This window comes from Rhodococcus sp. ABRD24, from assembly GCF_004328705.1.
Taxonomy (GTDB): Bacteria; Actinomycetota; Actinomycetes; order Mycobacteriales; family Mycobacteriaceae; genus Prescottella.
In genome coordinates, this window is sequence record NZ_CP035319.1 from 613,534 (window position 1) to 639,640 (window position 26,107).

Here is a 26,107-nt window from a genome sequence, read left to right on the forward strand (position 1 = left end):
CGAGAAAGGGGCATTTACGTGGGGCGGGCGGGGCTCGAACCCGCGACCAATGGATTATGAGTCCACGGCTCTAACCGACTGAGCTACCGCCCCCTGCTGCGACGATACCTCGCCGACAGCCGAATGTTACCGTCCGCCCTCGCCTGCTCCTGTCTGCGGGGTGGCGCATGTCGCGAGTATGCCGAGACATGTCGGTGCCAGCCCGCACACTTACCTACGGCACGATCTGACAGCAAGTCTCGGCTACACCCGAAGGACCCCGAAGTGAACAACTGGACCACCCGACCGATCTGCGCATTCGACCTGGAAACAACTGGCCGAGACCCACTCTCGGCACGCATCGTGACCGCGTGTGTCGTCATCGCCGACGGTGGAGAGTCCCGCACGCGCAACTGGCTGGTTGATCCGGGAGTCGAGATTCCGGCCGGTGCCATTGACGTGCACGGCATTTCCACGTCCTACGCCCGCGAGCACGGCCGTGACTACACCGAGGGATACCGGGAGATCCGTCAGGCACTCACGGAAGCGTGGGCGGCCGGCTACGCCGTCGTCGCATTCAACGCGTCGTACGACCTGACCGTGATGGACGCGGAAGGGCGGCGCCTCGGACTGCCGCCGATGGACGACTACGGGCTCGTGGTGGACCCGTATGTGATTGACCGCGAGGTTGATCGTCACCGCCGCGGCAAGCGCACGTTGAGCGCGCTGTGCGAGCACTACGGAGTCGATCTCGGAAGTGCACACGAGGCGGAGGCGGACGCGCTCGCCGCAGCTCAGCTGGCGCGGATTCTGCCGGAACGTTTCCCGGAGCTCGCCGATCTCGACGATGTGATGACGAGCCAGGCGAGCTGGCACGCCGAACGCCAGCGCGACTTTGCCGAGTATTTGTTGAGCACGGGCCGTGATGCGTCGGATGTCGACGGGCAGTGGCCTATTCGGGCCGCCGCCTGACGGAACACCACGCACGGCCCCCAGTCTGCGATGATGCAGGAAATCGGAAGATGCCGGACGAGGGAGGGTTCATGGCGCGCGTGTCGTGGCGGGAAATGAGTGTCGGCGAGCTTGGACGCGCCTGGTGGGACTACGAGCGGCACCGGATGCGGTGGGGGCTGCCGATCCTCGCCTTCGCACTCGCTGCCGCGATGCTGCTGATGACGACGGGACGCTGAAGTGGACGAGCACGATCCGACCCTGCCCCTGGCATTCGACATCGCATGGATGGCGCTGGTACTGCTATGGCTCATCCTGGTCGTGTCGACAAGCATCTCGGTGCTCCGTGCCCGCCACATCACCACGCCCGCCAAGATCGCCTGGATTCTCCTGGTGCTGGCGCTGCCAGTCCTCGGCTCGCTGTTATGGCTGCTGATAGGTAACAAACCCGGCACCGACGATGTGGCTTCCGGCCATCGTCCCCACTGAGCATCGTCCGAATGGACGGCATTCGAGAACGCAGAAGGCCCCTCATCCGCTAGGATGAGGGGCCTTCTGTCTGGCTCCCCCGGCTGGACTCGAACCAGCAACCGTTCGATTAACAGTCGAATGCTCTGCCAATTGAGCTACAGGGGATTGCCTGGGTGTGGCGCACCGTTTCCGGCGGCGCCTGGAGAACTTTAGCTCATACCCCCACCCAAGTACCAAATCCCCTGAACAGAGACGGATCAGGCAGGATGTAGCCAGGCAGTTCGACGGGAGGATTCCGGAAATGTTGCGGTTGTTGGTAGGCGTCGCGGCGGGCTACGTGCTGGGTACCCGAGCGGGCCGAGCGCGGTACGAACAGATCAGCAAGGCCGCGAGAGCGGTCGCGACCAGCCCCGCCACGAAAAAGGTCATCGAGACCGGACGGCAGAAGCTCGCAGATTCGCTGAGCACCCAACCCAAGCTGGAGCCGATGAAGCCGATCGACGAGCAGACGACGATCCTGATCCCCCGTGATCAGCTGCGGAGGAACTAGTCAGGTGATGCCCTCGCCGCTTGTGTCACCGATCGCCTGATCGAGCAGGCTGCGCCGATACTGTTCGAGCGCAACCAGATCCCCCAGCAACGAGTGGAATTCATCCGAATCCGTCGTCGGCGACACCCGCTGCAACTTCGACTTGAGCTCGGCAACCTGCTCGCCGACCCAGACCTCCTGCAAACGTGCAAGCACACCCCGGATATAGCGGGGCGCGGTGTCGTCGTCAGCCGGCAACGGGTCGACTGCGAGCTCCATCACCAGAGACTGCGCGGTGTGGTCCGTGGTGCTGCGGCCGACCGCGTCCACCCACTCCCCACCCCCGAGGCCGGCGCCGGTCCCGCCCGCGGCCGCAACAGCCTCCCGCACCGCGGCATAGGCCGGGTGCGTGAACGTCTCGCGCGGCAGGGAGTCGAAGACTGTCCCCGCGATGGCCGGATACTGCAGTGCCGCCTTGAGTGCATCCCGCTGCGGCCACAGAGCCGGATCATTCGGCCGTGGCCGGGCCAGCCGCCGTTCCGCCGCCTCCGTGGCCGCGGCGGTCTCGTCAGCCGACCGACGCTTGGGCGGCGTCGAACCGCCACCGCGAGCGAACTTGCGCGCCTCGTCCCGGACCCGGCGGCGGACCGCCGGGATGTCGTCCCAGCCCACCCAGCCGGACAGCTGCACCGCGTAGCCGTCTCGCAGTGTCGGCTCCTTGATTCGTGCCACCACCGGGACAGTCCGACGCAGCGCCTCGACGCGCCCCTCGGCGGTATCCAGATCATGTTCGGCCAGAAAGGATTTGACGACAAACTCGAACATCGGGGTGCGTCGCGCGACCAGATCGCGAACGGCAGCATCTCCCGACTTCTGGCGCAGCTCACATGGGTCCATACCGTCGGGCGCGACCGCGACGAAAGTCTGCCCCGCCATCTTCTGGTCACCTTCGAACGCCTTCATCGCGGCGGCCTGCCCGGCCGCGTCGCCGTCGAACGTGTAGATCACTTCACCGCGGAAGTAACTGTCGTCCATCAGTAGCCGGCGCAGCATCGCGAGGTGCTCGTCGCCGAATGCGGTGCCACACGCAGCGACGGCGGTCTTCACCCCGGCCAGGTGCATCGCCATCACGTCGGTGTAACCCTCGACAACCACCGCCTGATGGCCCTTGGCGATGTCCCGCTTGGCAAGGTCCAGCCCGAACAGCACCTGTGACTTCTTGTACAGCATGGTCTCGGGGGTGTTGACGTACTTGCCCGGCATCGTGTCGTCGTCGAACAACTTGCGGGCGCCGAAGCCGATGACGTCGCCCGACAGGTTCCGGATCGGCCACAGCAGCCGGCGGTGAAACCGGTCGATCGGGCCGCGCCGCCCCTCCTTCGACAGGCCCGCCGCCTCGAGTTCCTTGGCCTCGAAGCCCTTGGCCATCAGATGCTTGGTGAGTACGTCCCAGCCGTCGGGCGCGTATCCGCAACCGAACTGGGCGGCCGCGGCGGCGTCGAAGTTTCGTTCGGTGAGGTAGTCCCACGCGGCCTGGGCGTCGGGCTCCTCGAGCCGGGCCGCGTAGAACTCCTGCGCGGCCGCGTTCGCCGCCACCAACCGCGCACGAGTGCCGCGGTCGCGCTGGACGGAAGGGCCGCCGCCCTCGTAGGAGATCTGGTAGTTCAGCCGGTCCGCGAGCTGCTCGACGGCCTCTACGAAACTGACGTGTTCGATCTTCTGCAGGAATGAGTAGACGTCGCCGCCCTCACCGCAGCCGAAGCAGTGGTAGTGGCCGTGGTTGGGGCGGACGTGGAACGATGGCGACTTCTCGTCGTGGAAGGGGCACAACCCCTTCATCGAATCGCCGCCCGCACGCTTGAGCGAGACGTACTCGCCGACGATGTCCTCGATCCGTGTGCGCTCGCGAACGGTCGCGATGTCTCTGTCAGGAATTCGGCCGGCCACGAGGGCAGTCTAGGCGCTTCGCGCCTGTGCGCCTTTGGGGTGGCCCACACCACCAGAAAGGCGCACAGGCAGCTCCGCTGCCTACCCCCAACTGGCCTGGGCGCCCAGGCTCTGCTTGTCGATCCGCTCGAGCCGGCTCTCAGTGCACGACGCAATCTGGTCGACGATCACCCGCACCCGGGCAGGGTCGTCGGCCGCCGCATGCCAGGCCGGCAGGAACAGGGGATCGAGGCCGGCGGGCGCACTGCGCAACAGCCACTCGGCAACCCGATACAACCGATCCCGCTGCCGCTCCTGACGGTTCTTGTGACCGGCATCGGACATCACATAGTGCAGCGCGACGGTCTTGAGCAGTGCCACCTCCGCGGCAACGATCGGCGGGACCTCGAGGTCAGCCTGATACCGCGCGATCGGTCCGGGACCTGTGACGCGGCGCGTCCCGGTGACCGCCGCGGTGGCATATCGGCCCACGAGCTCACTGGTGAGATTCTTGAGCGCCACCGAACTGGCGAGCGTGCCGTCGTAGCCACCGATCGCCGCCACCACCGGAAGCTTCGACAGCCGCTCGGCTGCCTCTACCAGCTCGTCGACAACCAGGCCGTTGAACTCGGATGCCCCCAGCTCGGCGAGCGCGCGCACCTCGGCCGCGTCGCGGAGCACCCGCAGATCGATGCGTCCGGCGATGACGCCGTCCTCGACGTCGTGCACCGAGTATGCGACGTCGTCCGCCCAGTCCATCACCTGCGCTTCCAGGCACTGTCGACCCTCTGGAGCACCGTCCCGTACCCACGCGAGAACGCCGGCATCGTCATCGTAGGCACCGAACTTCGCGCCGGGGCGGGGACGAGTCCACGGGTACTTGATCGCGGCGTCGAGCGACGCCCGGGTGAGGTTGAGACCGACGCTTCGCCCTTCCTGATCAAGGATCTTGGGCTCGAGACTGGTGAGAATCCGCAGATTCTGCGCATTGCCCTCGAAGCCGCCACAGCTCGCCGCAACCTCGTCGAGCGCCTTCTCCCCGTTGTGTCCGTACGGCGGGTGGCCGATGTCATGGGCGAGCCCGGCCAGATCCACCAGGTCGGGGTCGAGGCCCAGGCCGTCCGCGATGCCACGTCCGATCTGCGCGACCTCCATCGAGTGCGTGAGCCGCGTGCGCGGGGTGTCACCGTCACGCGGCCCCACCACCTGAGTCTTGTCGGCGAGACGGCGCAATGCCGCCGAGTGCTGGACGCGGGCCCGGTCACGGGAGAAGTCGGACCGGTGCTGACCGGACTCGACGGTGGGACCGATTCCGGCCGACTTCGGCGCTTCTCGCACCCTGCGCTCGATGTCGTGATCGGTGTATGCGGCGCGGGAGGTTCGGTCCGTCACTGGCCCGCCGTGTACGGGAAGTCGGCCGAGAAGTGCGTGAGCTGATACCAGAGCAAAGCGCCTGTCTCCCTAGTGATTCCGTGCAGTTGCGACTCGCGGGTGATGACCGCGGGTCCTTGCCGGGTGGGTGCGGTCCACGCCTCGAGCCCAGCGTCACGAGCCATGGTCCGGGTCCGCAGCGAATGCCACGGGTCGCTCACCAGAACGACAGACCGCATTCCCTGCTCCCCCATCTCACGGCTGACGGCCTCGATGCTCAGCAGTGTGTCCGAGCCCTCCTGAACCGCGGTGATCCGATCACCCGGCACTCCCTGGTCCATCAGATAGTTGCGGCCCGAAGCCGCCTCGGTGTACTCGTCGCCCTCCTGCTTACCCCCGACCGTGATGATCGCCGGTGCGACACCCTGTTCGTACAGCTTCCGGGCCTGGTCCAGGCGGGCCTCGAACACTGACGACGGGGTGCCCGCATACTGCGCCGCACCGAGCACGACGATCGCGTCGGCACGAGCGGTGTCGGTGATTCGTGCGACCTGCCACACCCGGAACGCGGTGCCGCCGACCAGAATCAATCCGATCAGCACGGCCCCGAGCACCAGCCGACGGACCCATCTGCCTACCGCGGAACCGAACGAGCGGCGCGGAGCAGAACGGGGCGACAGCTCGGGGAGGTCGTAACTGGGGGCGGTACTCACTCCACGATTCTGCCAGTCCGGTGTCCGGGCCGGGCCTGACGACGCGCCACAGCGGATAGATTCGATACATGGCACATGCACCGTCGCGTCCACGCACACGTCACGATGTCGCGCGCCGATCGGCCGCCATCGGCGCCCTGCTCGCGCTGCTCGCGCTGGTCTTCTCCCCCGTGACCGCCACCGCCGAGGCACCATCGCGGCTGCCCGACCACATCACCGACTCCGCCGGCGTTCTCGACCCGGGACAGCGGTCGGATGTGCAGGACGCGCTCGATTCGCTGTACGACGAACACAAGGTCGCACTGTGGGTGGTATACGTGGCCGACTTCGGCGGGATCGACCCGCAGACATGGACGCAGCGCACCGCGGAGATGAGCGGGCTCGGCAACAACGACGCACTCCTCGCGGTCGCGACGACGGATCGCTCGTACTACTTCGATGTGCCCCAGGCGCTCTCGCAGGTCACCAATGCCGAACTACAGTCGGTTCGTTCCGACTCCGTGGAACCGGCCCTGCGCGAGACAGACTGGTCCGGCGCGGCGATCGCCGCCGCAGGCGGAATCGGCGACGCAATGACGGCGACTCGCACGTCTCTGAAGGTACTCGGCGTCGGCATCGGGATAGTGGCGCTGGTCGGTGGCGGCGTCTTCCTGTACTTGCGGAAGAAGCGGAGCGACCGACTCGAGGACACCGTCGCTGCTGCCCGTCAGATCGATCCCACTGACCCCGAAGCCCTGGCTGCACTGCCGATTCCGGCGCTCGACGCGCTCGCGAAGGACGCACTGGTCGAGATGGACAACGCGATCCGCACCAGTGAGGAAGAGCTGAACCTGGCCGTCGGCGAGTTCGGCACCGATGCCACCGCGCCGTTCACCTCCGCGTTCGACCAGGCCCGCGCGACACTGGCGGCCGCATTCACCATCCGCCAGCGACTCGACGACGAACTTCCGGAAACCCCGCAGCAGCAACGCGAGCTGCTCCTCGAGCTCATCACCACGTGCGGGCGCGCCGACCGCGAACTGAACGCCCGCGTTGCGGAGTTCGACTCGATGCGCGATTTGCTGCTCGACGCCCCGGCCCGCCTGGACGCGCTCACTCGGGATGTCGTCGCCCTCACCGTCCGGATCCCCGCAGCGGACGCAACCCTCACCGCGCTGCGCGGCGAGTTCCCCGCCTCGGTGCTGGCGACCGTCGAGCACAATCCCGCCATGGCGCGGGAGCGGATCACATTCGCGGAGCAGAACATCGCAGCCGGACGCGACGCCACGGCTCTTCCGGCCGGAAAGCAGGGGCCCGCGGTGATCGCGATCCGCGCGGCGGAAGGGGCGCTGAACCAGGCCCGCCAGCTACTCGACGCCGTCGAGCGCGCCGACACCGACATCCGGCACGCCATCGCGACCCTCCCTGCCGCGATGGACGATGCCGCGCAGGGCATCGCGGCCGCCGGCCCGCTCGCCCAGCAGGGCGGAAAGAAGCTCTCCGATGCCCGCGATGCCGCGGACGCGGCCCTGCGAATGGCGCAGGACGCCAAGGACACAGATCCGCTGGGTAGCTTCACCAAGATCGTCGAGGCCGACGCGAAGCTCGATGCCGTTCTGGCCGAGGCAAGGGAGGCCGGCCAACAGGCCGACCGGGCGCGCGCACGGCTGGACCAGGATCTGACGGCGGCGCAGTCTCAGGTCACCGCCGCCGCAGACTTCATCTCGACGCGCCGCGGGGCCGTCGGCGCCGAGGCGCGGACCCGCCTGTCGGAGGCACAGCGGCACCTCGAGGCGGCCCGGCAACTCACCGCGTCCGATCCGTCCAAGGCTCTGCAGCACGCCCAGACCGCCACCGAACTGGGGTCGCGCGCGCTGTGGGCTGCGCAGGCAGACGTCAACCGCTATCAGGACAACCAACGACCGCCGAGCGGCGGTGTCGCTGGAGGTGGCGCAAACGCGGCCGGCGCGATCCTCGGTGGCATCCTGATCGACAGCATGCTTCGAGGCGGTTTCGGTGGCCGAGGCGGCAACTGGGGTGGCCGCGGTGGCGGCGGCTGGGGCGGGCCGGGACCCGGTTCATTCGGTGGCCCGAGCAGTTCCGGTCGGATCGGCCGCGGTGGCGGAGGCCGGTTTTAGGGCCTGCGGCCCGTGCGCGGTTGGCGAGTCCAGGGACTCGCCAACCGCGCACGGGCGCTAGGCGCCTAGCAAGCGCTGCGCGAGGTAGCCCTCGACCTGGTCGAGAGCGACGCGTTCCTGCGCCATGGTGTCGCGCTCACGGACGGTGACCGCGTGGTCGTCGAGGGTGTCGAAGTCGACAGTGATGCAGAAGGGGGTACCGATCTCGTCCTGACGGCGGTAGCGACGGCCGATGGCGCCGGCGTCGTCGAACTCGATGTTCCAGTGCTGACGCAGCGTGGTCGCGAGATCCTTCGCCTTGGGCGAGAGGTCGGCGTTGCGGCTCAGCGGCAGCACCGCGGCCTTGACCGGCGCCAGGCGACGATCCAGGCGGAGCACGGTGCGGGTGTCGACGCCGCCCTTGGCATTGGGGGCCTCGTCCTCGGTGTATGCGTCGACCAGGAACGCCATGAGCGAACGCGTCAGGCCCGCCGCCGGCTCGATGACGTACGGCGTGTAGCGCTCACCGCTGGTCTGATCGAAGTAGTTCAAATCCGTGCCCGACGCCTTCGAGTGCGTCGCCAGGTCGTAGTCGGTGCGGTTGGCGATGCCCTCGAGCTCGCCCCACTCGCTGCCCTGGAAGTGGAAGCGGTACTCGATGTCGACGGTGCGCTTGGAGTAGTGCGACAGCTTCTCCTGAGCATGCTCGTACAGGCGCAGATTGTCCTTGTTGATGCCCAGGCCCGTGTACCAGTCCATCCGGTAGTCGATCCAGTACTGGTGCCACTCCTCGTCCTCGCCGGGCTTGACGAAGAACTCCATCTCCATCTGCTCGAACTCGCGCGTGCGGAAGATGAAGTTGCCGGGGGTGATCTCGTTGCGGAAGCTCTTGCCGATCTGGCCGATGCCGAACGGCGGCTTCTTGCGCGAGGTGGTGAGCACGTTCGCGAAGTTCACGAAGATGCCCTGCGCGGTCTCGGGACGCAGGTAATGCAGGCCGGTCTCGCTGTCGACCGGGCCGAGGTAGGTCTTGAGCAGGCCGGAGAACTCCTTGGGCTCGGTCCACTGCCCCTTTGTGCCACAGTCCGGGCACACGACCTCGGTCATCTGCACGGCATCGGGGTCGTCGAGCTTGTTCTTCTCGGCGTACGACTCCTGGAGATGGTCCTGGCGGTGACGCTTGTGGCAGTTGAGACACTCGACCAGCGGGTCGGAGAAGACCTCGACGTGGCCGGAGGCCTCCCATACCTGCCGGGGCAGGATCACCGACGAGTCGAGTCCGACGACGTCCTCGCGGCTGGTGACCATGTTGCGCCACCACTGCTTCTTGATGTTCTCCTTGAGCTCGACGCCGAGCGGACCGTAGTCCCAGGCCGACTTGGTACCGCCGTAGATCTCACCGCATGGGTAGACGAGCCCCCGGCGCTTGGCGAGGTTGGCGACGGTATCGATCTTGGACTTGGGTGCCACTTGGGTGCTCTCCATCTGGGTAATAGATGCGTGGTTCACGTGCGGTTTTCGCCAGTCCAGACTATCTGTAGGCGCGCCGCCGTCCACGCACACGGTTGACATGCGTATTCGTGCATATCAAAATGGAATTGATTTGCAATAAGGTGGGATCGACCACCCGACGGGACCGCACGTGAGGAGCCACACCGTGAGTGTTGCCGATGCCGGCGACCTGCACGCCGAGTCACGAGCAGAATCGAGCGCCGACCTGCACGACCATGGCCCGTGCGCCGAAACCCCGGCCGCACCGTTGCCACCCAAGGAGACACTGACCGCGGCAGGTGAAATTCTGCGCGCCCTCGCCGCGCCGGTCCGGATCGCGATCGTGCTGCAGCTGCGCGAATCGCAGCGCTGCGTCCACGAACTGGTAGGCGCACTCGGCGTCACCCAACCGCTCATCAGCCAGCACCTGCGAGTACTCAAGGCCGCCGGCGTGGTGCGCGGCGAGCGCAACGGCCGGGAAGTGATGTACCGACTGGTCGACGACCACCTCGCCCATATCGTCATCGACGCTGTCGCCCACGCGGAGGAATCATGACGGAGCTTGTCACGGAGGAAGCATGACGGAGCTTGTCACGGAGGAAGCATGACGGAGCTTGTCACGGAGGAAGCATGACGGAGAACGTGGTGGACAGGACCGAGCGGCGCGGGCGCGCCGTGGTGGGCGTGCGCTCCACCAAGCAGCGCAGCGCGATCTCCGCCCTGCTCGACGAGATCAGCGAGTTCCGTTCTGCTCAGGAACTGCACGACGAACTCCGTAGGCGCGGCGAGGGCATCGGCCTCACCACCGTCTACCGGACGCTCCAGGCCCTCGCCGACGCCGGCACCGTGGACGTACTCCGCACCGACACCGGCGAATCGGTGTACCGGCGCTGTTCGAGTGGACACCATCACCATCTCGTGTGCCGCAGCTGCGGATTCACCGTCGAAGTGGATGGTCCCGCAGTCGAGCAGTGGTCACAGACCATCGCCGACAGCAACGGCTTCACCGACGTCAGCCACACCCTGGAGATCTTCGGCACCTGCCGCGATTGCGCCGAGGCGCAGTAGTTCGGAGTCGGCGGTCGGCCGAACTCCGAGCACGTTCTGTACAAGATGAAGCCGGTGCTGATCGATGGTCGCCGGCCGACACGCGGTGCGGACCCGCTACGCCAGCAGGCCCTTCCGAGCCTCCTCGGCGCCCGACAGCACCAGCAGCAGCATCGTGGTGAGCGGCGCGCCCGACAGACCCGTCGCCGGAAACGTGTAGCGCAGCACCATATCCGCGAGCTTGCCACGCGTAATGACACTGATGGACCCGAACTGCAGTTGCGCATTCCGCTCGGCCACCCGCTTGTGCAACGCGGGCTTGATCGTCCGATCCCACGCCAACACGCCGGTCAGCGACAGCACATCGAGTCCCTCGGCGAGCGTTACCGCCCGCAGTGAACACAGCGCGCCGCCGTACTCGAACCGCAGTGAGCCGTCGGCGTCCGAATCGACGGTCACGAAACTCCCGAGCGCCTCACGCGCCCGACCCTGCAACGCCTCGGCGGAATCCATGATCACTCGTACTTCACGCCGCCGAAGCGACGATCGCGGGACGCATACTCGACACACGCCGCCCACAGATCGCGGCGGTCGAAATCGGGAAAGAGCTTCTCCTGGAACACCATCTCCGCGTATGCCGACTGCCAGATCAGAAAGTTCGACGTCCGCTGTTCGCCGGACGGACGAAGGAACAGGTCGACGTCCGGCATGTCGGGCTCGTCGAGGTACCGCGCGACGGTGGCCTCGGTGATTCTCTCCGGATCGAGCTGTCCTGCCGCCACACGACGGGCAATTTCCCTTGCCGCGTCTGCGATTTCGGCACGCCCGCCGTAGTTCACGCACATCGTCAGCGTCATGACGGTGTTGTCCTTGGTGAGCTCCTCGGCAACCTCGAGTTCCTTGATCACGCTGCGCCACAGGCGCGGACGACGACCGGCCCACCGCACGCGCACACCCATCTCGTGCATCTCGTCGCGCCGACGTCGGATCACATCGCGGTTGAAGCCCATCAGGAACTTGACCTCATCGGGGCTCCGCTTCCAGTTCTCCGTGGAGAACGCGTACGCGGACAGCCACTTCACGCCGATCTCGATGCAGCCTTCGAGGGTGTCCATGAGGACCGCCTCGCCGCGCTCGTGCCCTGCGGTGCGAGGCAACCCCCGATCCTGAGCCCAGCGCCCGTTACCGTCCATCACCAGAGCCACATGCTGCGGGATCAGTTCCGGCTGCAGAATCGGCGGACGAGCCCCCGAGGGGTGCGGGGCGGGCGGCCGGACGGCCCGGTCAGGCTGAGCTTGCGGTTCGCGTCGTCGAATCACGCTCACCATCCTGCCTGACCGCACCCGAGTCACCCTCTGCCGCATGGGGCCGGGCCCGCTCGATCAGCGGAAGAGTGCGCAACTGCCGCTCGAGATGCCATTGCAGATGTGCGGCGATCAGCCCACTGGCCTGGCTGCGCAGTGACGAGGACGCCATGTCGGTCTCGGCCCACTGCCCGCGGGCAAGCGCATTCATGAGGTCGAGCACCCCAGGCGACGGCGTCGCCGACCCGGGCGGACGGCAGTGCACGCATACCGCGCCACCGGCTGCAACATGGAAGGCGCGGTGCGGCCCCGGTGCGGCGCAACGGGCGCAGTCGTCGAGCGCGGGCGCCCAACCGGCGTAGCCCATCGCTCGCAGCAGAAATGCATCGAGAACCAGTTCCGCCGGACGCACCTGATCGCACACCGCACGCAGCGCGCCGACAGTGAGACTGTGCAGTCGCGGCGCCGGCGCCCGCTCCTCACCCGCGAGCCGTTCCGCGGTCTCGAGGATTGCGCAGGCGGTGGTGTAGCGGCCGTAGTCGTCGACGATGTCCGCACCGAAGGCGTCGACGGTCTGCACCTGGGTGACGATGTCGAGACTGCGCCCCGGGTACAGCTGCACATCGATGTGAGCGAACGGTTCGAGACGGGCACCAAACTTCGACTTGGTGCGGCGCACACCCTTGGCGACCGCGCGCACCAGGCCCTGCTGCCGCGTCAGGAGGGTCACGATGCGGTCGGCCTCGCCCAGCTTGTGCTGGCGCAGCACCACCGCATGGTCCCGGTACAACCTCACAACAACCTCACGTAGCCCAGTCTCCCACGGCGCACCGACGAGTCCCGACAGGCGCGTGCACGCACGGCCCCTGGAAAGCCCACGGGAGAAAATAGAACTTGTTACTGTTCGTTCGAACGAACAGTCGGCATCGATGGGGTGAAAATGAGCGCTGAACTGGAGGAACCGGCCACCGGGCAGCATTCGCTCGGCCTCGAGGATCAGGCCCTCGCACTCGCCGCGGGACGCACGACGTCCGTGGTCGCGGTTTCCTCCGCCCTGGACCGGATCGAGGCCAGCCAGCCCACCCTCAACGCCTTCCGGGTGGTACGCCGCGCCGCCGCACTCGCCGAGGCCGTCGACGCCGACCGTCGCCTCGCCGCCGGAGAGCGGCTGCCGCTCCTCGGCGTCCCGATCGCCGTCAAGGACGACGTCGACGTCACGGGCGAGCCCACCGCGTTCGGATGTCCGGGCCAGTTCCCCGCCAAGACCGTCGATTCGGAGGTGGTTCGCCGCCTGCGCGCCGCCGGCGCGGTGATCGTGGGCAAGACCAACAGCCCCGAGTTGGGCCAGTGGCCGTTCACAGGCGGCAGCGCCTTCGGCCACACCCGCAATCCGTGGGACCGCGGCCGCACGCCGGGCGGATCGTCCGGCGGCAGTGCAGCCGCAGTGGCCGCCGGGCTCGTGCCCGCCGCGATCGGCTCGGACGGCGCCGGATCGGTACGCATCCCCGCCGCGTGGACCCACCTGGTGGGCATCAAGCCGCAGCGCGGACGCATCTCGACATGGCCCCAACCCGAGGCGTTCCACGGAATCACCGTCAACGGTCCGCTTGCCCGCACAGTCGCGGACGCGGCGTTGCTGTTCGACATCGTCGCCGGCAACCACGACGGCGATCTCCACAAGCCGCCACCGGTTACAGTGCGTGACGCCGTCGGTCGCGATCCCGGACGGCTGAAGATCGCCCTGTCGCTGCGGATCCCGTTCACCGCAACACCCACCGCCCTGCATCCCGAGATCCGCACCGCGGTCGGCCGCACCGCGCACGCACTGCGCAAGCTCGGACACGACGTCACCGTCGACGACCCCGAGTACGGAATCCTGCTGGGACTCAACTTCCTTCCACGCTCGCTCGCCGGTGTCGACGCCTGGCTCGGCCAGCTGCCGGATCCGTCACTGGTCGACCCCCGCACCCGTGCCAACGCCCGCACCGGGCGCCTGCTGTCCGGGCTGCCGCTGCGCGCAGCCCGCGCGGCCGAACCCCGGATGCGCCGACGCGTCGGAGCAATCTTCGACGACTACGACGTGATACTCGCACCCACCACCGCGACTCCCCCGCCGCGCGTGGACGGGCTCGACGGGATCGGCGGTGTCGAGACCGACAAGGTGATCACTGCGGCATGTCCGTACACGTGGCCGTGGAATATCCTCGGCTGGCCCAGCGTGAATGTGCCCGCCGGATTCACCGCCGACGGGGTGCCGATCGGCGTGCAGTTGATGGGCCACGACAACGCCGAGCCCCTACTGGTTTCCCTTGCCGCGCAACTCGAAACCGTCGGCCGGTGGCACGAGCACCGACCCGCTCGGTGGTGGTGACCGATGGAAGCGACGACGGTCCGCGACCGCATTCTGGCGGCCGCGCTGCACATCGTCGGCACCGAGGGGGTGCCGGCGCTGACGAACCGCCGAATCGCTGCAGCGGCGGGCGTCTCACTGGGATCGATCACCTACCACTTCCCCACCCAGTCCGACCTCCTGCGGGCGGCGCTGACCGGGTTCGTGGCCGAGGAGACGGCCCGGCTGCTCGAACTCACGGAGAGCTACCGGGACACGGGTCTGAGCCTGCACGGCGCCGCGGCGCTCGCTGAACGGGTGGCGCGCGACCTCGCGTTCTCGGCGGAGCGGATCGCCCCGTTCGAGCTCTACATCCATGCCGGACGCGACCACGAACTGCAGACAGCGGCATCCGACTGCTTCGCCGCGTACGACGCGCTCACCGTCTCGATCCTCGCCGCGCTCGGAGTACCCGGCCCGGAGGCTCTGGCACCGACCCTGGTCGCCACGATCGCCGGCCTGCAGCTGCGTCGACTCGCCACCGGCGATGCGGGGCAGGACATCTCGGTGGCGGTGCTCCAACTCGTTCGCGGGGCGTATCTGGCGACGCCCTGACCCATGCCGCGCCCGAAACAGTCGTGCCGCTCCCCCGATCGGAGGAGCGGCACGACGAGAACCGGAGCGGCGAACGCTAGAACCCGAGGCGACCCAGCTGCTTCGGGTCACGCTGCCAGTCCTTGGCAACCTTCACGTGCAGCTCCAGGAAAATCTTGGTGCCGAGCAGCTTCTCGATCTGATGGCGGGCATTGGTGCCGACCTCGCGCAGGCGGGCGCCGCCCTTGCCGATGACGATGCCCTTCTGGCTCGGCCGCTCCACGTACAGCAGTGCGTGCACGTCGAGGAGCTCGCCCTGCTTCTCGGTGCGTCCCTCGCGGGGGATGACCTCCTCGATCACGACGGCCAGCGAGTGCGGCAGCTCGTCACCGAGCCCCTCGAGGGCGGCCTCTCGGATGAGCTCGGCCATGAGCGTTTCCTCGGGCTCGTCGGTCAACTCGCCATCCGGATAGAACGCCGGCCCCTCCGGCATGGCCTTGGCCAGCACCTCGACCAGCAGCTCCACCTGCTCACCGGACGCGGCCGACACCGGGATCACCTCGGTCTCGGGGCCGAGCACCTTCGACAGCGCCAGCAGCTGCTCGGCAACCCGGTCCTTGCTCACCTTGTCGATCTTGGTGACGACGCCGATCAGCTTGGTCTTGGGCGCCATCTGCCGGATCTGGTCGAGGATCCACCGGTCACCGGGGCCGATCTTCTCGTCCGCTGGGATGCACAGGCAGATCACGTCGACCTCGGAATACGTGTCCCGCACAAGGTCGTTCAGGCGCTGGCCGAGCAGAGTACGCGGACGGTGCAGGCCCGGCGTGTCGACCAGGATCAGCTGCCCGAAGTCGCGGTGCACGATGCCACGGATGGTGTGCCGGGTGGTCTGCGGCCGCGACGAGGTAATCGCGATCTTGCTGCCCACCAGCGCGTTCGTCAGCGTCGACTTACCCGTGTTGGGCCTCCCGACGAAACAGACGAAGCCGGAACGGAATTCGGTATCGGTCATGGTCACTCCTGGTTCACGCTTCCGTCGTCTTCGACGCTGGTCTGGTCTTCGGCCTGCTCAGATGGCACCCGCTCGACGAACACGGTGCTGATCCGTACCCGGCCCCGCACGTCGGCCCCGCCCTCGCCGCGCAGTCGCAGCCCGGCGGTGACGACCTGCGAGCCCGGCAGCGGCACGCGGCCCAGCTCATAGCCGAGCAGACCGCCGACAGTCTCCACCTCGTCGTTGTCGATCTCGATGTCGAACAGTTCGCCGAGGTCCTCGACCGGCAAACGAGCCGAGACCCGGAAAGTTCCGTCGCCGAGATCCTCCACGGGCGGGGTCTCACCGGTGTCGTACTCGTCGGCGATCTCGCCGACGATCTCCTCGATCACGTCCTCGATCGTCACCAGCCCGGCGATGCCGCCGTACTCGTCGACCAGCACCGCCATGTGGTTGCGGTCGCGCTGCATCTCCGCGAGGAGACTGTCGAGCGGCTTGGAATCCGGTACGAACACCGCCGGACGCATCACCTCGCCCACGGTGACGCTGCGGCCACCGTCGGATGCGTAGTACGTCTGCTGCACCAGGTCCTTCAGGTAGACGACACCGAGGACGTCGTCGACATTCTCACCGACCACCGGGATTCGGGAGTGCCCGCTGCGCACCGCAAGCGACGTCGCCTGGCCAGCCGTCTTGTCGGCCTCGATCCACACCATCTCCGGACGCGGCACCATCACCTCGCGCGCGGAGGTGTCACCGAGCTCGAACACCGACTGGATCATGCGACGTTCCTCATCGGCGACGACACCACGCTCCTGCGCCATGTCCACCAGCTCGCGCAGCTCGATCTCGGAGGCGAACGGACCATTGCGGAAGCCCTTACCGGGGGTGAGGGCATTTCCGATCAGTATCAGCAGCCGGCTCACCGGGCTGAGCAGCGCAGCGAGCGCGAGGAGCGGCACTGCTCCAGCGAGCGCAATCGAATACGCATGCTGGCGACCGAGTGTCCGGGGGCCGACGCCGATTGCGACGTAGTCGATCAGCACCATCACCGCGATCGTGACCGTCATGCCCCACGTAGAGCCCAGCAGGTCGATCAGGGCACCCGCGAGCACCACCGCGGCCGCGATCTCGCACAGGATCCGCAGCAGCACCATGAGATTGACGTACCGAGGACGGTCCGCGACGACCCGGGCCAGGCGGACGGCACCTGGCCGGTCATCCTTGGCCATCTCGTCGATCCGTGCCGGCGAAACCGTGTTGAGCGCGGAGTCGACAGCCGCGAACAGGCCACCCAATGGAACCAGGACGACGGCGAGAACGATAAGTGCTGTCGCACCGCTCACGGGAACCTCACCGCCGCGCCGGCACTACTGTTCGGGGCCATCGAAGAACCCGGCCTTACCGAGCAGCTTCCGGTCCCGTGCGGCGAGCTCGGCCTCGTGCTCGGCGCGGCGCAGATCCTCGTACCACTCCTCGAGGAGGCGGTTCTGCAGGCCGAACATCTCTTTCTCCTCTTCCGGCTCGGCATGGTCGTACCCGAGAAGGTGGAGGACGCCGTGAACTGTCAGTAGCGCCAGCTCGTGATCGAGCGAATGGCCGGCTGTTTGGGCCTGGTCCGCCGCGAAGGAGGGGCACAGCACGATGTCGCCGAGCATCGACGGACCGGGCTCGGGCGCGTCGGGTCGACCGCCCGGCTCGAGCTCATCCATCGGGAACGACATGACGTCGGTGGGACCGGGCAGGTCCATCCAGCGCATGTGGAGGTCCGCCATGGTCGCCGAATCGACCAGCACCATCGACAGTTCCGCGGCTGGATGGACATCCATCCGCGCGATCACGAAGCGCGCGACGCTGATCAGGTCCACTTCGGAGACGTCCATCCCCGATTCGTTGGAGATCTCGATACTCATGTACGTCGCTCTTTCGTAGGCCGCGGACACGCGGTAGCCGTTCGGGGCGGAAACAACCCTACCGCCGCTGCGAACGCGTCTGGACCGCCCGTCGGTGTGCCCGGTTGCCCAGCGGGACATCGATATCGCGATCGGACTCGAACCGTTCGTAGGCGTCGACGATGTCCGAGACGAGCCGGTGCCGGACCACGTCGCTGCTGTCGAGCAGAGCGAAGTGGATCCCGTCGATGTCGTCGAGTATCTCCGTGGCCGCCCGCAGCCCCGACCGTGCCCCACCGGGAAGGTCGACCTGCGTGACGTCGCCGGTGACGACGATCTTGGAGCCGAAGCCGAGGCGGGTGAGGAACATCTTCATCTGCTCGGCCGTGGTGTTCTGTGCCTCGTCGAGAATGATGAACGCGTCGTTGAGGGTGCGGCCACGCATGTATGCGAGCGGCGCGACCTCGATGACACCGGCCTGCATGAGCTTCGGGATCGCCTCGGGATCCATCATGTCGTGGAGGGCATCGTGCAGTGGTCGCAGATACGGGTCGATCTTCTCGTGCAGCGTGCCAGGCAGGAAGCCCAACCGCTCACCAGCCTCGACCGCGGGCCTGGTCAGAATGATCCGGGTCACTTGTTTGGTCTGCAGCGCCTGGACCGCCTTGGCCATTGCCAGATACGTCTTGCCGGTGCCGGCGGGGCCGACGCCGAACACGATGGTATTGGTATCGATCGCGTCGACGTACCGCTTCTGATTGAGCGTCTTCGGCCGGATCGTCTTGCCGCGGCGCGACAGAATGTCCAGGCTGAGCACCTCGGCCGGGGATTCGGACAGCCCCTGCGTGAGCATTCCCACGGTCCGGCGGACCGCGTCCGGGCTGAGCGGTTGCCCGCGCCGGACGATGGCGGCCAGCTGCTCGAGAACCCGCTCGGCCAGTGCCACATCGGCAGGCGTCCCGGTGAGCGTGACTGCGTTGCCCCGCACGTGGATATCTGCGTCGAGGAGCTGCTCGAGCACATTCAGATTCTCGTCGGCGGACCCGAGTAGAAGCGGCATCACCTCGGGCTGGAGTTCCATGCTCGAGCGCACGGTGCGCTCGGCCGGCTGCGTAGAGTCCTGCAGGGAGTCGCGGTAACGCGACGTACCGTTCTCGACTTGTTCACTCACGTGAGAGCTATGGCCTTCTTCCAGGTCCGATCCACCACGACGAAGTGCCGCGCGTGCCCAAAGTCTAGCGCCCGACGGTGACCACGCCCACCGAGTTACCCCATTCCGGTGCCGTCCGGTCCACCCGGATCGTCCAGCCACTGCCGCGCTTCGCCGACAACCTCGGCCGCCACTTCGGGACGCAGGCCCAGCAGCACCAGGCCAGCCGTCGCGAAGGTCTCACCCCGATCGGTGACGGTGCCGCGATTGGCGTGTTCGAGCAGCGTGAGCGTCATCCCCTCGTACATCGCAACGACCAGCGTGGGTGGCAGATACCCGGAGAACACGCCCTCGCGCTGGCCACGTTCGACGTTGCGGACCGAGCTGGCCCGCAACGGCTCGAGCAGGTCGTGGATACGCTCCTCACCGAGTTCGCGACGAGCGAACGACAGCAGGATCCGGAAGCGGTCGCCGATCGGCCAAGTACGCAGAGCCAGCACCGCGACCGCAAGATCCGGACGTTCCGGCTCGGCGGGTCCCGCGATCAAGCTGGATGCGATGGCGGCAGACGCCTCCGCGACGAGCCCCTCGATCAGCGCCTCCCGGCTCGGGAAGTGCGAATACACCGTGCGCCGAACGACGCCGGCCGCCTTCGCCACCTCATCCATGCTCGCGTCCGGATCCGCCGCGAACGCCGTGATCGCGGCCTCGAGGATGCGGGCGCGATTTGCGCGTGCCTGCGGACGCAGCGGCGGCGCGGCGGGCAACGGGGGCTCGGAGGTCACGATGCCATCCTCCCCCACCGTGCCTGGTTCCCCACAGCGCCCAGCTCCCGTTCATTTCCCGGCACCTGCCGTGCGATCCAGATCGAACCTTCCTTGCACACCGGTGTGCAATTAGCTAACTTGCACACCGATGTGCAATTCCTTCGGCACGGCGACTGCCGAGGTACGGGAAGGGGACGAACGATGTCAGTGCGAACGACAGCGCCGACGACGAGGACGCTGACACGCCTGCCGGGGCTGGCCACCACCCCGGTGGACCGCATGACGGAGCCGTACCGGCATCGGTGGGCCGCGCTGGGCGTACTGTGTCTGAGCCTGCTCATCGTGGTGATGGCAAACACGGCCCTGATCGTCGCCGCGCCGGATATGACTCGCGATCTGAAACTGACGAGTTCGGATCTGCAGTGGGTGATCGACGGCTACACCGTGCCCTATGCCGCGCTGATGCTGCTGTTCGGCGTCATCGGCGACAAGTACAGCCGCCGCGGGGCACTCTTCCTCGGTCTGCTGGTGTTCGGCACCGGCGCCGTGTTCGGCAGCCTCGCCGACAGCACCACGTCCGTGATCGCGGCCCGGATGATCATGGGCGTCGGCGCCGCAATCATCATGCCGGCGACACTGTCACTGCTCGTTGCCACCTTCCCCGCCGCCGAGCGCGCCCGGGCGATCGCCGCATGGGCCGCAACGTCCGGGCTCGCGATCGCACTCGGGCCACTGCTTGCGGGCTGGCTCCTCGAGAGTCGCTCGTGGCACTCGACGTTCCTGATCAACGTGCCGATCGCCGGGTTCGCAATTCTTGCCGCGCTCGTGCTGGTGCCGCCGTCGAAGGCCGAGGGCCTGGGCCCGATCGACTGGATCGGCGGCCTGCTCTCGGTGGTGACCATCGGCACGCTCGTGTTCGCGATCATCGACGGGTTCCACTTCGGCTGGAGCTCGCGATCGGTCGCGCCGGCAGTCGTCTCGGCCGTCGGACTCGCGGGATTCGTGTTCTGGGAGCTGCGGCACGAGCAACCCCTGCTGAACGTCCGCAAGCTCGGCGAACGCACGGTCGGCGGCGCGGCGCTCGCGGTGATGCTGATGTTCCTCGCGGCCTTCGGCGCGCTGTTCTTCGTCGCCCAGCAGTTCCAATTCGTACTCGGATTGGGGCCACTCGACACCGGCGTCCGGTTGCTGCCACTCGCCGCCGCGGTCACCGCGGGTGCCGCGGCCAGCGCCCGACTGTCACCGCGAATCGGTACCCGCGCCACCGTCTCCGGAGGCATGGCCGTGGCCGCGCTCGGCGTCCTGCTTCTGGTCCGAGTCGACGGCGGCTCGACCTACCTCGACTTCGTCCCGACGCTGGTACTACTGGGGGTCGGCGTAGGGCTCTCCGTCTCCCCCGCGACCGACGCGATCATGGGCAGCTTCCCGGACAACGACCTCGGCGCCGCGGGCGGCCTCAACGACACCGCGATCGAACTAGGCGGCTCACTGGGCATCGCAATCCTCGGTTCGGTCCTCGCATCCACATACAAGGACGGCATCGCCGGATTCCTCACATCGATGCCCGTGCCGAAACTGGCCGGGCCACAAGCGGATCTGGTGACCCAGGCACTGGACGCGTCCAGCGAATCGGTGGGCGGCGCGGCGATCGTCGCCGAGGAGATGTCGAAGAGCATGTTCGCTGCCGCCCAGGCTCAGCCGCTGATGGACGCCGCCACCGTCGCCTTCGCCGACGCGATATCACGGGCCAGCCTGGTGGGCGGGCTCCTCCTCGCAATCGGCGCCGTCCTCGTGGCGATCCTGATGCCGGGTCATCGTCGGTCCGCGTGACGCTGCGAGTCGGCCTGCCGGCCAGCACCTCTCGCCAGCCGCCGAATGCTCCGCCATGCTCCGCCAGCGGCTACTCTGTGAATCCACATGTCCGGTTTCATCACGAGTGGGTGATATGTCCGTTAGTTCATCCGTGAGCGACCATGAACTGCTCACAACCTCGCGGCCGCGATTGACTCAGATGAAAGCGGCAGCATGGTTGACGGTGGGATTGATTGCCGTGCCCGGGATTCCCGCTCTTCTCGCGCCCGCAGTCCCGGAACCGGAGTGGGAGTCGGTGGCCGACCTCGAAGCGATCACGCTGACCAGCTCGGAGGGCACCGAGGTCTCGGTGATCCCGCCGATCGGCTGGGACACCCGCAACGTCGGTACCGGACAGGTCTTCCAGTCGGGCGAGTCGACGATCCTGGTCATGCTCTACGACCGGGAGGGCCGCGACGCGGACGCGCTCGCGGAGCGACTCATTCGTGCCGCCCGCCTGAACGGGACGAACACCGCGTTCACCGGCCAGGTCGTCTCCAGCGCCGACGGAACACTGACCGGCAGGGCCTGCACGGTCGTTTCCAGCGACCGCAACGGGCCGTGTGCGTTCCTGTCCGATGACGAGGTGGTGGTGGCCGTTCGGTCGCTGGGGACCGCGGACGACCCCGCCGCGCCGATCGACGACATGGTGGCTTCGATGACAGGACGACAGCGATGAGCGCATCGACCCTCGAGCAGTCGACCGCCGCGCAACGCCGCGCCGTGGTCTACCGCCCCGAATCCGCAGTGTTCTGGGTGTTCGCGGGCGCACTGGTCTTCGGAGTCATCTCCCTGATGGCGTTGAACGGGGCGGCCATGCACGCCACGCTCGACGCCAGCCTCGCACTGGTACCGGTATGGCTGCTGTTCATCGTCGCTCTGGTATCGCTGATGCTCCGCTTCGACCCTTTCCGCAGCGTCCGCCGCTATCCCCAAGTGCTGGCGGCCGGCTTCTCCCTCGGCGGGACCATCACGCTGGTCATGGCGATGCACGGCAACGACGCACTCGGCAGGATCTGGCAGAGCGTTCTCGACCCCGAGGTGTACGCCCGCTGGGATGCCGCACTGAGCGCGCCTCTCATCGAGGAAGCATCGAAGGCGATGGCCGCAGCAGTGGTCCTCGTGCTGTGCGCGGGCGTGATGAATCGCATCTCGCACGCCCTGATGGTCGGCATGTTCGTCGGATTCGGATTCGACGTCATGGAAGACCTCACGTACTCGGTGAGCGGTGCACTCAGCAACCTGGACTCCGACCTGGCCGGCGCCCGCGACGGCCTGCTCGTACGTATCTTCACCGCTGTACCGTCGCACTGGGCGTTTACGTCGCTGACCGCGGTCGGCGTGCTCCTGCTGCTCCCGTCGTTCGACAACCGCGCCGGGTGGACGGCGGGACGGCGTCGCCTCGTCGCGGTCGGGCTGTTCTTCTCCGCCTGGCTCATGCACTTCGTGTGGAACTCCCCCAACCCCGATGAGCTTCAGCTGCCCGTCATGGCGGCGAAGCTGCTGTTCAGCCTGACGCTGTTCCTCACCATCGCTGCGCTGTTGTTGCGTCACGAACGACGCTACGTGCAGGCGCGGATCGACCAGGCGCGCATCGATTCCACTGATCCCGTCTCCGCTGTCGCTCCGGAGATTCTGGACAGCCTGCCCACTTACCTGATGCGGCGCTCGCTGCGACGGACGGCCCGGCGCGGCGGTGGGCGTGGGGCCGCGCGAGCAGTGAAACTCCAGCAACGACACGCACTCGACCTGATCCAGGAATCAAGCGTTACCCGAGACGCGGTTCCTGCCGGCCCATAGCGGCGGGCGCGCAAGCGAGATGACCGGCGACGGCGGATGGACGCACCGAGGTTGTGGCGATACCGTGGTTGCCCCCTGGAAACGAAGGGGCAACCACGTCAAAGTTGTTCGGCAAGAAGCAGTTCACGCGAGAGCTTCCAGCTGCGGGCATTCGGGTCGAGAAATGCAAAGTGATCCTCGCCATCGATCAAATGCAACTCCACCGGATCGCCGGACGCCTGTGCGGCCGCGTGATAACGGGAGGCGACCTGCGCCGGTACCTGGACGTCCTCGGTGCCGTGGAGGCAGAACACAGGCACCCCTACCGGAACCCGGTGCTGTGGTGAGGCCGAACGGTACAACTCCGGATCATCGTCGAACGGAACTCCGAACAAGTCCTCTATATAGCTGATCCGGCGCCCCCGTTCGGCGGCAGACGCCAGATCCAAGGCCCCGGCCTGAGACACGACAAGCTGCGGCCGGACCCTCGTATCGTGTTGTCCGGCAAGCCACACCGCGAGCTGACCGCCCGCCGAGTGCCCGACGACGCGAACCCTGCCCAGGTCCAGCGGAACCGGTGACGCCGCCGCGACCGGTCCGGCGATCGCCTCGAGTGCCGCAACCACGTCCACCGACATCTCCGGCCAGCGACCGCCGTCACCGATCCGGCGGTACTCGATGTTCCATACCGCTACCCCGCTTCGGGACAGCTCGACCGCGAACGAGGTCCCGAGATTGAGGTGGTACTTCCCACTCCAGTAGCCACCATGGATCACCATGACGACAGGTACCGGTCCGTCGGCGTCGCCCTCCGGCGGATAGAAGTGCCCGAACTGCTGTGGTTCCGAGCCGTAGTCGATGCGGGTCCTGGGCATAGTCGTCACTCCAGCGGAGCTGCGCCGCAGGCCTCGTCGAGTGGGGCCGCGCACCAGCGGTCGGTGAGGACACCGATTGCCCCGAGCGCCACCGCGGCAGCGGTCGAGGTACGCAGCACCGTCGGACCGAGCAACACCGCGGTGGCGCCGGCTGCAGTGAGCGCGGACACCTCGTCGTCGGACAAGCCACCCTCAGGGCCGACAATCAGGACCAGCTCGGACGCCTCACGCAACGGCAGCGATGCGAACGGCTGTCGAGCGGACTCGTGCAGCACCGCCACGACTCCGCCGCGGCCGGCCACCTCCCGCACCCGCTCGAGGACCTGCGGTGTGTGGTGCAGTTCAGAGACCTCCGGCACGAACGAGCGCCGAGCCTGCTTTGCCGCAGCAACCGCCGCGTTGCGCCAACGGGTAACACCCTTCTGCGTCTTGGCGCCCTCCCATCGCGCGACACACCGGGACGACTGCCACGGCACCACCGCGTCGATACCCGCCTCGGTGGCGAGTTCAACGGCCAGCTCGGACCGCTCCGCCTTGGGCAGGGCCTGCACCAGCGTCACCGACGGGGTCGGCGGCTGCTGGGCGCGTCGGGCAGTAACCTCGAGGTCGAGCCGATCCTTCGCGGCGGCGGTGACCGTCGCTTCGGCGATACCGCCTCGGCCGTCGGCGAGCACCAACCGTTCGCCGGCCTTGATCCGGCGCACCGTCGCGGCGTGCCGACCCTCCGGGCCGTCGAGAACAGCCGGCTGCCCGACGTCGGGCAGCGGATCGAGATAGAAGACCGTCGCGGCCATCAGCGCACCCGAGTCGGATCAGCGGCCACTGAAGGCGTCCCGCAGGCGGGAGAACAGGCCGCCGCTGTGCTGCGAGCCGGTGGAGACCACCTCGGCATGGTCCCGGTCACGGTGGTTCTTGAACTCCTGCAGCAACTTGCTCTGCTTGCCGTCGAGTCGAGTCGGAATGACCACCTCGAGGTGCGCGTGCACGTCGCCGCGCACACCCGACCGCAGCTTCGGCATGCCGTGCCCGCGCAGTACCGACACGGATCCCGGCTGAGTGCCCGGGTCGACGGTGATCTCGGTGGGTCCGTCGATGATGGTCTCCAGCGTCACCGTGGTGCCGAGCGCCGCGTCGACCATCGGCACCCGGATGGTGCAGTGCAGATCGTCGCCGTCGCGCACGAACACCTCGTGCTGTTGCTCCACCACCTCGACGTACAGATCGCCGGGGTGGCCACCTCCGGGACCGACCTCACCCTGCGATGCGAGCCGGATCCGCATTCCGTTGCTGACGCCCGCGGGCACCTTCACGGAGATGTCGCGGCGCGCACGAACGCGCCCGTCGCCGCCGCACTTGTGGCACGGATCGGGGATCGTCTCGCCGGCGCCGCGGCACGTGGGGCACGGGCGCGACGTCATGACCTGGCCGAGGAACGAACGCTGCACGGACTGGACCTCACCCGCGCCGCCACACGTCTCACAGCGGACCGGCTGGGAGTCCCCGTTGGTGCCCGACCCGGTGCACCCATCGCACAGGATCGCGGTGTCGACGGTGATCTGCTTCGTGACTCCGGTGGCGCACTCGGCGAGGGTCAACTTGGTACGCAGCAGCGAATCGGCGCCCGGCTGCACACGGCCCCGGGGTCCGCGGCCACCGCCCGCTCCGCCGAAGAATGCCTCGAACACGTCGCCGAGACCGCCGAAACCTGCGCCGCCGAAACCTGCACCGGCGCCGCCGGCCCCCGATTCGAGCGGGTCGCCACCAAGGTCGACGATCCGCCGTTTCTCCGGATCCGACAGCACCTCGTACGCGGTGGAGACCTCACGGAAACGCGCCTGCGCCGTCTCGTCCGGATTGACGTCCGGATGCAGTTCCCGCGCAAGCTTGCGGTACGCCCGCTTGATCTCCTGGTCGGTCGCCTTCGGCGCGACGCCGAGTGTGCCGTAGTAATCCCGTGCCACTTGGGTATCTCGTCCTTCTCTGCTTCGTTCTCAC

At 67.5% G+C, this 26,107-nt stretch carries 27 protein-coding genes and 2 tRNA genes; 12 read left to right on the forward strand and 17 right to left on the reverse strand.

All coding sequences use genetic code 11. From position 1 onward, the window contains the following. Positions 1-19: 19 nt before the first annotated feature. Positions 20-93, reverse strand: a tRNA-Ile gene (locus ERC79_RS02650). Between the two features lie 171 nt (positions 94-264). On the opposite strand from ERC79_RS02650, the gene ERC79_RS02655 reads away from it, so the two are divergent. Genes ERC79_RS02655 through ERC79_RS02660 form a run of 3 tightly spaced genes read left to right on the forward strand, consistent with a single transcriptional unit; the run spans position 265 to position 1,419 of the window. Then, positions 265-951: a 3'-5' exonuclease gene (locus ERC79_RS02655; protein WP_131575499.1), complete on the forward strand. Its 687-nt coding sequence runs from the start codon at positions 265-267 to the stop codon at positions 949-951. Positions 952-1,001: 50 nt separating this feature from the next. Continuing rightward, positions 1,002-1,169 (forward strand): hypothetical protein, encoded by a 168-nt coding sequence (locus ERC79_RS22920; RefSeq protein WP_165497035.1) that lies wholly within the window; start codon positions 1,002-1,004, stop codon positions 1,167-1,169. Position 1,170: 1 nt separating this feature from the next. Then, complete coding sequence (locus tag ERC79_RS02660; RefSeq protein WP_131575501.1) at positions 1,171-1,419, forward strand: PLD nuclease N-terminal domain-containing protein; 249 nt, start codon at positions 1,171-1,173, stop codon at positions 1,417-1,419. A gap of 71 nt (positions 1,420-1,490) precedes the next feature. Here ERC79_RS02660 and ERC79_RS02665 read toward each other — a convergent pair. Further along, positions 1,491-1,566, reverse strand: a tRNA-Asn gene (locus tag ERC79_RS02665). A 136-nt stretch (positions 1,567-1,702) separates the two neighbouring features. On the opposite strand from ERC79_RS02665, the gene ERC79_RS02670 reads away from it, so the two are divergent. Continuing rightward, positions 1,703-1,951: a hypothetical protein gene (locus ERC79_RS02670; RefSeq protein ID WP_131575503.1), complete on the forward strand. Its 249-nt coding sequence runs from the start codon at positions 1,703-1,705 to the stop codon at positions 1,949-1,951. Here the strand turns inward: ERC79_RS02670 and dnaG are convergent, their stop codons facing one another. From dnaG to ERC79_RS02685, 3 genes are all read right to left on the reverse strand, one after another. Then, positions 1,952-3,877 carry a DNA primase gene (dnaG, locus tag ERC79_RS02675; RefSeq protein WP_131575505.1) on the reverse strand — a complete coding sequence of 642 codons (1,926 nt, stop codon included), beginning with the start codon at positions 3,875-3,877 and terminating at the stop codon, positions 1,952-1,954. Positions 3,878-3,958: 81 nt separating this feature from the next. Beyond that, positions 3,959-5,248, reverse strand: a complete 1,290-nt coding sequence (locus ERC79_RS02680; RefSeq protein ID WP_131575506.1) for a deoxyguanosinetriphosphate triphosphohydrolase — start codon at positions 5,246-5,248, stop codon at positions 3,959-3,961. Continuing rightward, positions 5,245-5,940 (reverse strand): YdcF family protein, encoded by a 696-nt coding sequence (locus ERC79_RS02685; RefSeq protein ID WP_131575508.1) that lies wholly within the window; start codon positions 5,938-5,940, stop codon positions 5,245-5,247. Before ERC79_RS02685 ends, ERC79_RS02680 begins: the two co-directional genes overlap by 4 nt. A 68-nt stretch (positions 5,941-6,008) precedes the next feature. Here ERC79_RS02685 and ERC79_RS02690 point away from each other — a divergent pair, with 68 nt between their 5' ends. Continuing rightward, on the forward strand, positions 6,009-8,057 hold the full coding sequence (locus ERC79_RS02690; protein WP_131575510.1) for a TPM domain-containing protein: 2,049 nt from the start codon (positions 6,009-6,011) through the stop codon (positions 8,055-8,057). A gap of 57 nt (positions 8,058-8,114) precedes the next feature. Here ERC79_RS02690 and ERC79_RS02695 read toward each other — a convergent pair whose 3' ends face one another. Continuing rightward, on the reverse strand, positions 8,115-9,506 hold the full coding sequence (locus tag ERC79_RS02695; protein WP_131580660.1) for a glycine--tRNA ligase: 1,392 nt from the start codon (positions 9,504-9,506) through the stop codon (positions 8,115-8,117). Positions 9,507-9,753: 247 nt separating this feature from the next. On the opposite strand from ERC79_RS02695, the gene ERC79_RS02700 reads away from it, so the two are divergent. Beyond that, entirely contained in the window at positions 9,754-10,083 is a 330-nt protein-coding gene (locus ERC79_RS02700; RefSeq protein ID WP_131580661.1) for a metalloregulator ArsR/SmtB family transcription factor, read from the forward strand. 74 nt (positions 10,084-10,157) lie between these two features. Further along, positions 10,158-10,595, forward strand: a complete 438-nt coding sequence (locus ERC79_RS02705; protein WP_131575511.1) for a Fur family transcriptional regulator — start codon at positions 10,158-10,160, stop codon at positions 10,593-10,595. Between the two features lie 96 nt (positions 10,596-10,691). Here ERC79_RS02705 and ERC79_RS02710 read toward each other — a convergent pair whose 3' ends face one another. From ERC79_RS02710 to recO, 3 genes are read right to left on the reverse strand one after another with little or no spacing between them, the layout of a single operon-like run. Beyond that, a complete protein-coding gene (locus tag ERC79_RS02710) occupies positions 10,692-11,093 on the reverse strand; it encodes a hypothetical protein (protein WP_207390414.1) in 402 nt (133 codons plus the stop codon). Further along, positions 11,090-11,893, reverse strand: coding sequence for an isoprenyl transferase (locus tag ERC79_RS02715; protein WP_242676729.1), 804 nt, complete (start codon positions 11,891-11,893; stop codon positions 11,090-11,092). Before ERC79_RS02715 ends, ERC79_RS02710 begins: the two co-directional genes overlap by 4 nt. Continuing rightward, positions 11,859-12,674, reverse strand: coding sequence for a DNA repair protein RecO (recO, locus tag ERC79_RS02720; protein WP_131575517.1), 816 nt, complete (start codon positions 12,672-12,674; stop codon positions 11,859-11,861). Before recO ends, ERC79_RS02715 begins: the two co-directional genes overlap by 35 nt. Positions 12,675-12,818: 144 nt before the next feature. On the opposite strand from recO, the gene ERC79_RS02725 reads away from it, so the two are divergent. Together ERC79_RS02725 and ERC79_RS02730 are read left to right on the forward strand one after the other, a co-directional pair. After that, positions 12,819-14,249, forward strand: coding sequence for an amidase (locus tag ERC79_RS02725; protein WP_131575519.1), 1,431 nt, complete (start codon positions 12,819-12,821; stop codon positions 14,247-14,249). Positions 14,250-14,252: 3 nt separating this feature from the next. Beyond that, positions 14,253-14,822: a TetR/AcrR family transcriptional regulator gene (locus ERC79_RS02730; protein WP_131575521.1), complete on the forward strand. Its 570-nt coding sequence runs from the start codon at positions 14,253-14,255 to the stop codon at positions 14,820-14,822. Positions 14,823-14,898: 76 nt separating this feature from the next. Here ERC79_RS02730 and era read toward each other — a convergent pair whose 3' ends face one another. The 5 genes from era to ERC79_RS02755 form a co-directional block, all read right to left on the reverse strand. Further along, the gene (era, locus tag ERC79_RS02735; protein ID WP_131575523.1) at positions 14,899-15,816 is read right to left on the reverse strand and encodes a GTPase Era; all 918 of its coding nucleotides are present in this window, start codon (positions 15,814-15,816) and stop codon (positions 14,899-14,901) included. Positions 15,817-15,818: 2 nt separating this feature from the next. Beyond that, positions 15,819-17,144: a hemolysin family protein gene (locus ERC79_RS02740; RefSeq protein WP_131575524.1), complete on the reverse strand. Its 1,326-nt coding sequence runs from the start codon at positions 17,142-17,144 to the stop codon at positions 15,819-15,821. Positions 17,145-17,168: 24 nt separating this feature from the next. Beyond that, positions 17,169-17,711 carry an rRNA maturation RNase YbeY gene (ybeY, locus tag ERC79_RS02745; protein WP_131575526.1) on the reverse strand — a complete coding sequence of 181 codons (543 nt, stop codon included), beginning with the start codon at positions 17,709-17,711 and terminating at the stop codon, positions 17,169-17,171. Between the two features lie 58 nt (positions 17,712-17,769). Continuing rightward, positions 17,770-18,771 carry a PhoH family protein gene (locus ERC79_RS02750; RefSeq protein ID WP_242676836.1) on the reverse strand — a complete coding sequence of 334 codons (1,002 nt, stop codon included), beginning with the start codon at positions 18,769-18,771 and terminating at the stop codon, positions 17,770-17,772. A gap of 185 nt (positions 18,772-18,956) precedes the next feature. Beyond that, entirely contained in the window at positions 18,957-19,625 is a 669-nt protein-coding gene (locus ERC79_RS02755) for a TetR/AcrR family transcriptional regulator (protein WP_131575528.1), read from the reverse strand. Between the two features lie 261 nt (positions 19,626-19,886). Between ERC79_RS02755 and ERC79_RS02760 the strand changes: the two genes are divergently transcribed. The 3 genes from ERC79_RS02760 to ERC79_RS02770 all read left to right on the forward strand — a co-directional run bounded on the left by ERC79_RS02760 (position 19,887) and on the right by ERC79_RS02770 (position 23,258). After that, on the forward strand, positions 19,887-21,437 hold the full coding sequence (locus ERC79_RS02760) for an MFS transporter (RefSeq protein WP_131580663.1): 1,551 nt from the start codon (positions 19,887-19,889) through the stop codon (positions 21,435-21,437). A gap of 205 nt (positions 21,438-21,642) precedes the next feature. Beyond that, positions 21,643-22,137: a hypothetical protein gene (locus ERC79_RS02765; RefSeq protein ID WP_131575529.1), complete on the forward strand. Its 495-nt coding sequence runs from the start codon at positions 21,643-21,645 to the stop codon at positions 22,135-22,137. Beyond that, the gene (locus tag ERC79_RS02770; RefSeq protein WP_131575531.1) at positions 22,134-23,258 is read left to right on the forward strand and encodes a PrsW family intramembrane metalloprotease; all 1,125 of its coding nucleotides are present in this window, start codon (positions 22,134-22,136) and stop codon (positions 23,256-23,258) included. Before ERC79_RS02765 ends, ERC79_RS02770 begins: the two co-directional genes overlap by 4 nt. 98 nt (positions 23,259-23,356) lie before the next feature. On the opposite strand, the gene ERC79_RS02775 is transcribed toward ERC79_RS02770, so the two are convergent. The 3 genes from ERC79_RS02775 to dnaJ are packed head-to-tail and all read right to left on the reverse strand — an operon-like array spanning position 23,357 to position 26,073. Continuing rightward, on the reverse strand, positions 23,357-24,112 hold the full coding sequence (locus tag ERC79_RS02775; protein WP_131575533.1) for a prolyl oligopeptidase family serine peptidase: 756 nt from the start codon (positions 24,110-24,112) through the stop codon (positions 23,357-23,359). Positions 24,113-24,117: 5 nt separating this feature from the next. Further along, on the reverse strand, positions 24,118-24,906 hold the full coding sequence (locus ERC79_RS02780) for a 16S rRNA (uracil(1498)-N(3))-methyltransferase (protein WP_131575535.1): 789 nt from the start codon (positions 24,904-24,906) through the stop codon (positions 24,118-24,120). Positions 24,907-24,924: 18 nt separating this feature from the next. Further along, complete coding sequence (gene dnaJ / locus ERC79_RS02785) at positions 24,925-26,073, reverse strand: molecular chaperone DnaJ (RefSeq protein WP_131575537.1); 1,149 nt, start codon at positions 26,071-26,073, stop codon at positions 24,925-24,927. Positions 26,074-26,107: the final 34 nt, after the last annotated feature.

Bases quoted from the DNA above. Each gene is read 5' to 3' on its own strand.
- ERC79_RS22920 (WP_165497035.1), top strand. From the start codon at position 1,002: ATGCCGGACGAGGGAGGGTTCATGGCGCGCGTGTCGTGGCGGGAAATG.
- ERC79_RS02670 (WP_131575503.1), top strand. From the start codon at position 1,703: ATGTTGCGGTTGTTGGTAGGCGTCGCGGCGGGCTACGTGCTGGGTACC.
- ERC79_RS02690 (WP_131575510.1), top strand. From the start codon at position 6,009: ATGGCACATGCACCGTCGCGTCCACGCACACGTCACGATGTCGCGCGC.
- ERC79_RS02705 (WP_131575511.1), top strand. From the start codon at position 10,158: ATGACGGAGAACGTGGTGGACAGGACCGAGCGGCGCGGGCGCGCCGTG.
- ERC79_RS02725 (WP_131575519.1), top strand. From the start codon at position 12,819: ATGAGCGCTGAACTGGAGGAACCGGCCACCGGGCAGCATTCGCTCGGC.
- ERC79_RS02730 (WP_131575521.1), top strand. From the start codon at position 14,253: ATGGAAGCGACGACGGTCCGCGACCGCATTCTGGCGGCCGCGCTGCAC.
- era (WP_131575523.1), bottom strand. From the start codon at position 15,816: ATGACCGATACCGAATTCCGTTCCGGCTTCGTCTGTTTCGTCGGGAGG.
- ybeY (WP_131575526.1), bottom strand. From the start codon at position 17,711: ATGAGTATCGAGATCTCCAACGAATCGGGGATGGACGTCTCCGAAGTG.
- ERC79_RS02750 (WP_242676836.1), bottom strand. From the start codon at position 18,771: ATGGAACTCCAGCCCGAGGTGATGCCGCTTCTACTCGGGTCCGCCGAC.
- ERC79_RS02760 (WP_131580663.1), top strand. From the start codon at position 19,887: ATGACGGAGCCGTACCGGCATCGGTGGGCCGCGCTGGGCGTACTGTGT.
- ERC79_RS02770 (WP_131575531.1), top strand. From the start codon at position 22,134: ATGAGCGCATCGACCCTCGAGCAGTCGACCGCCGCGCAACGCCGCGCC.
- ERC79_RS02775 (WP_131575533.1), bottom strand. From the start codon at position 24,112: ATGCCCAGGACCCGCATCGACTACGGCTCGGAACCACAGCAGTTCGGG.
- ERC79_RS02780 (WP_131575535.1), bottom strand. From the start codon at position 24,906: ATGGCCGCGACGGTCTTCTATCTCGATCCGCTGCCCGACGTCGGGCAG.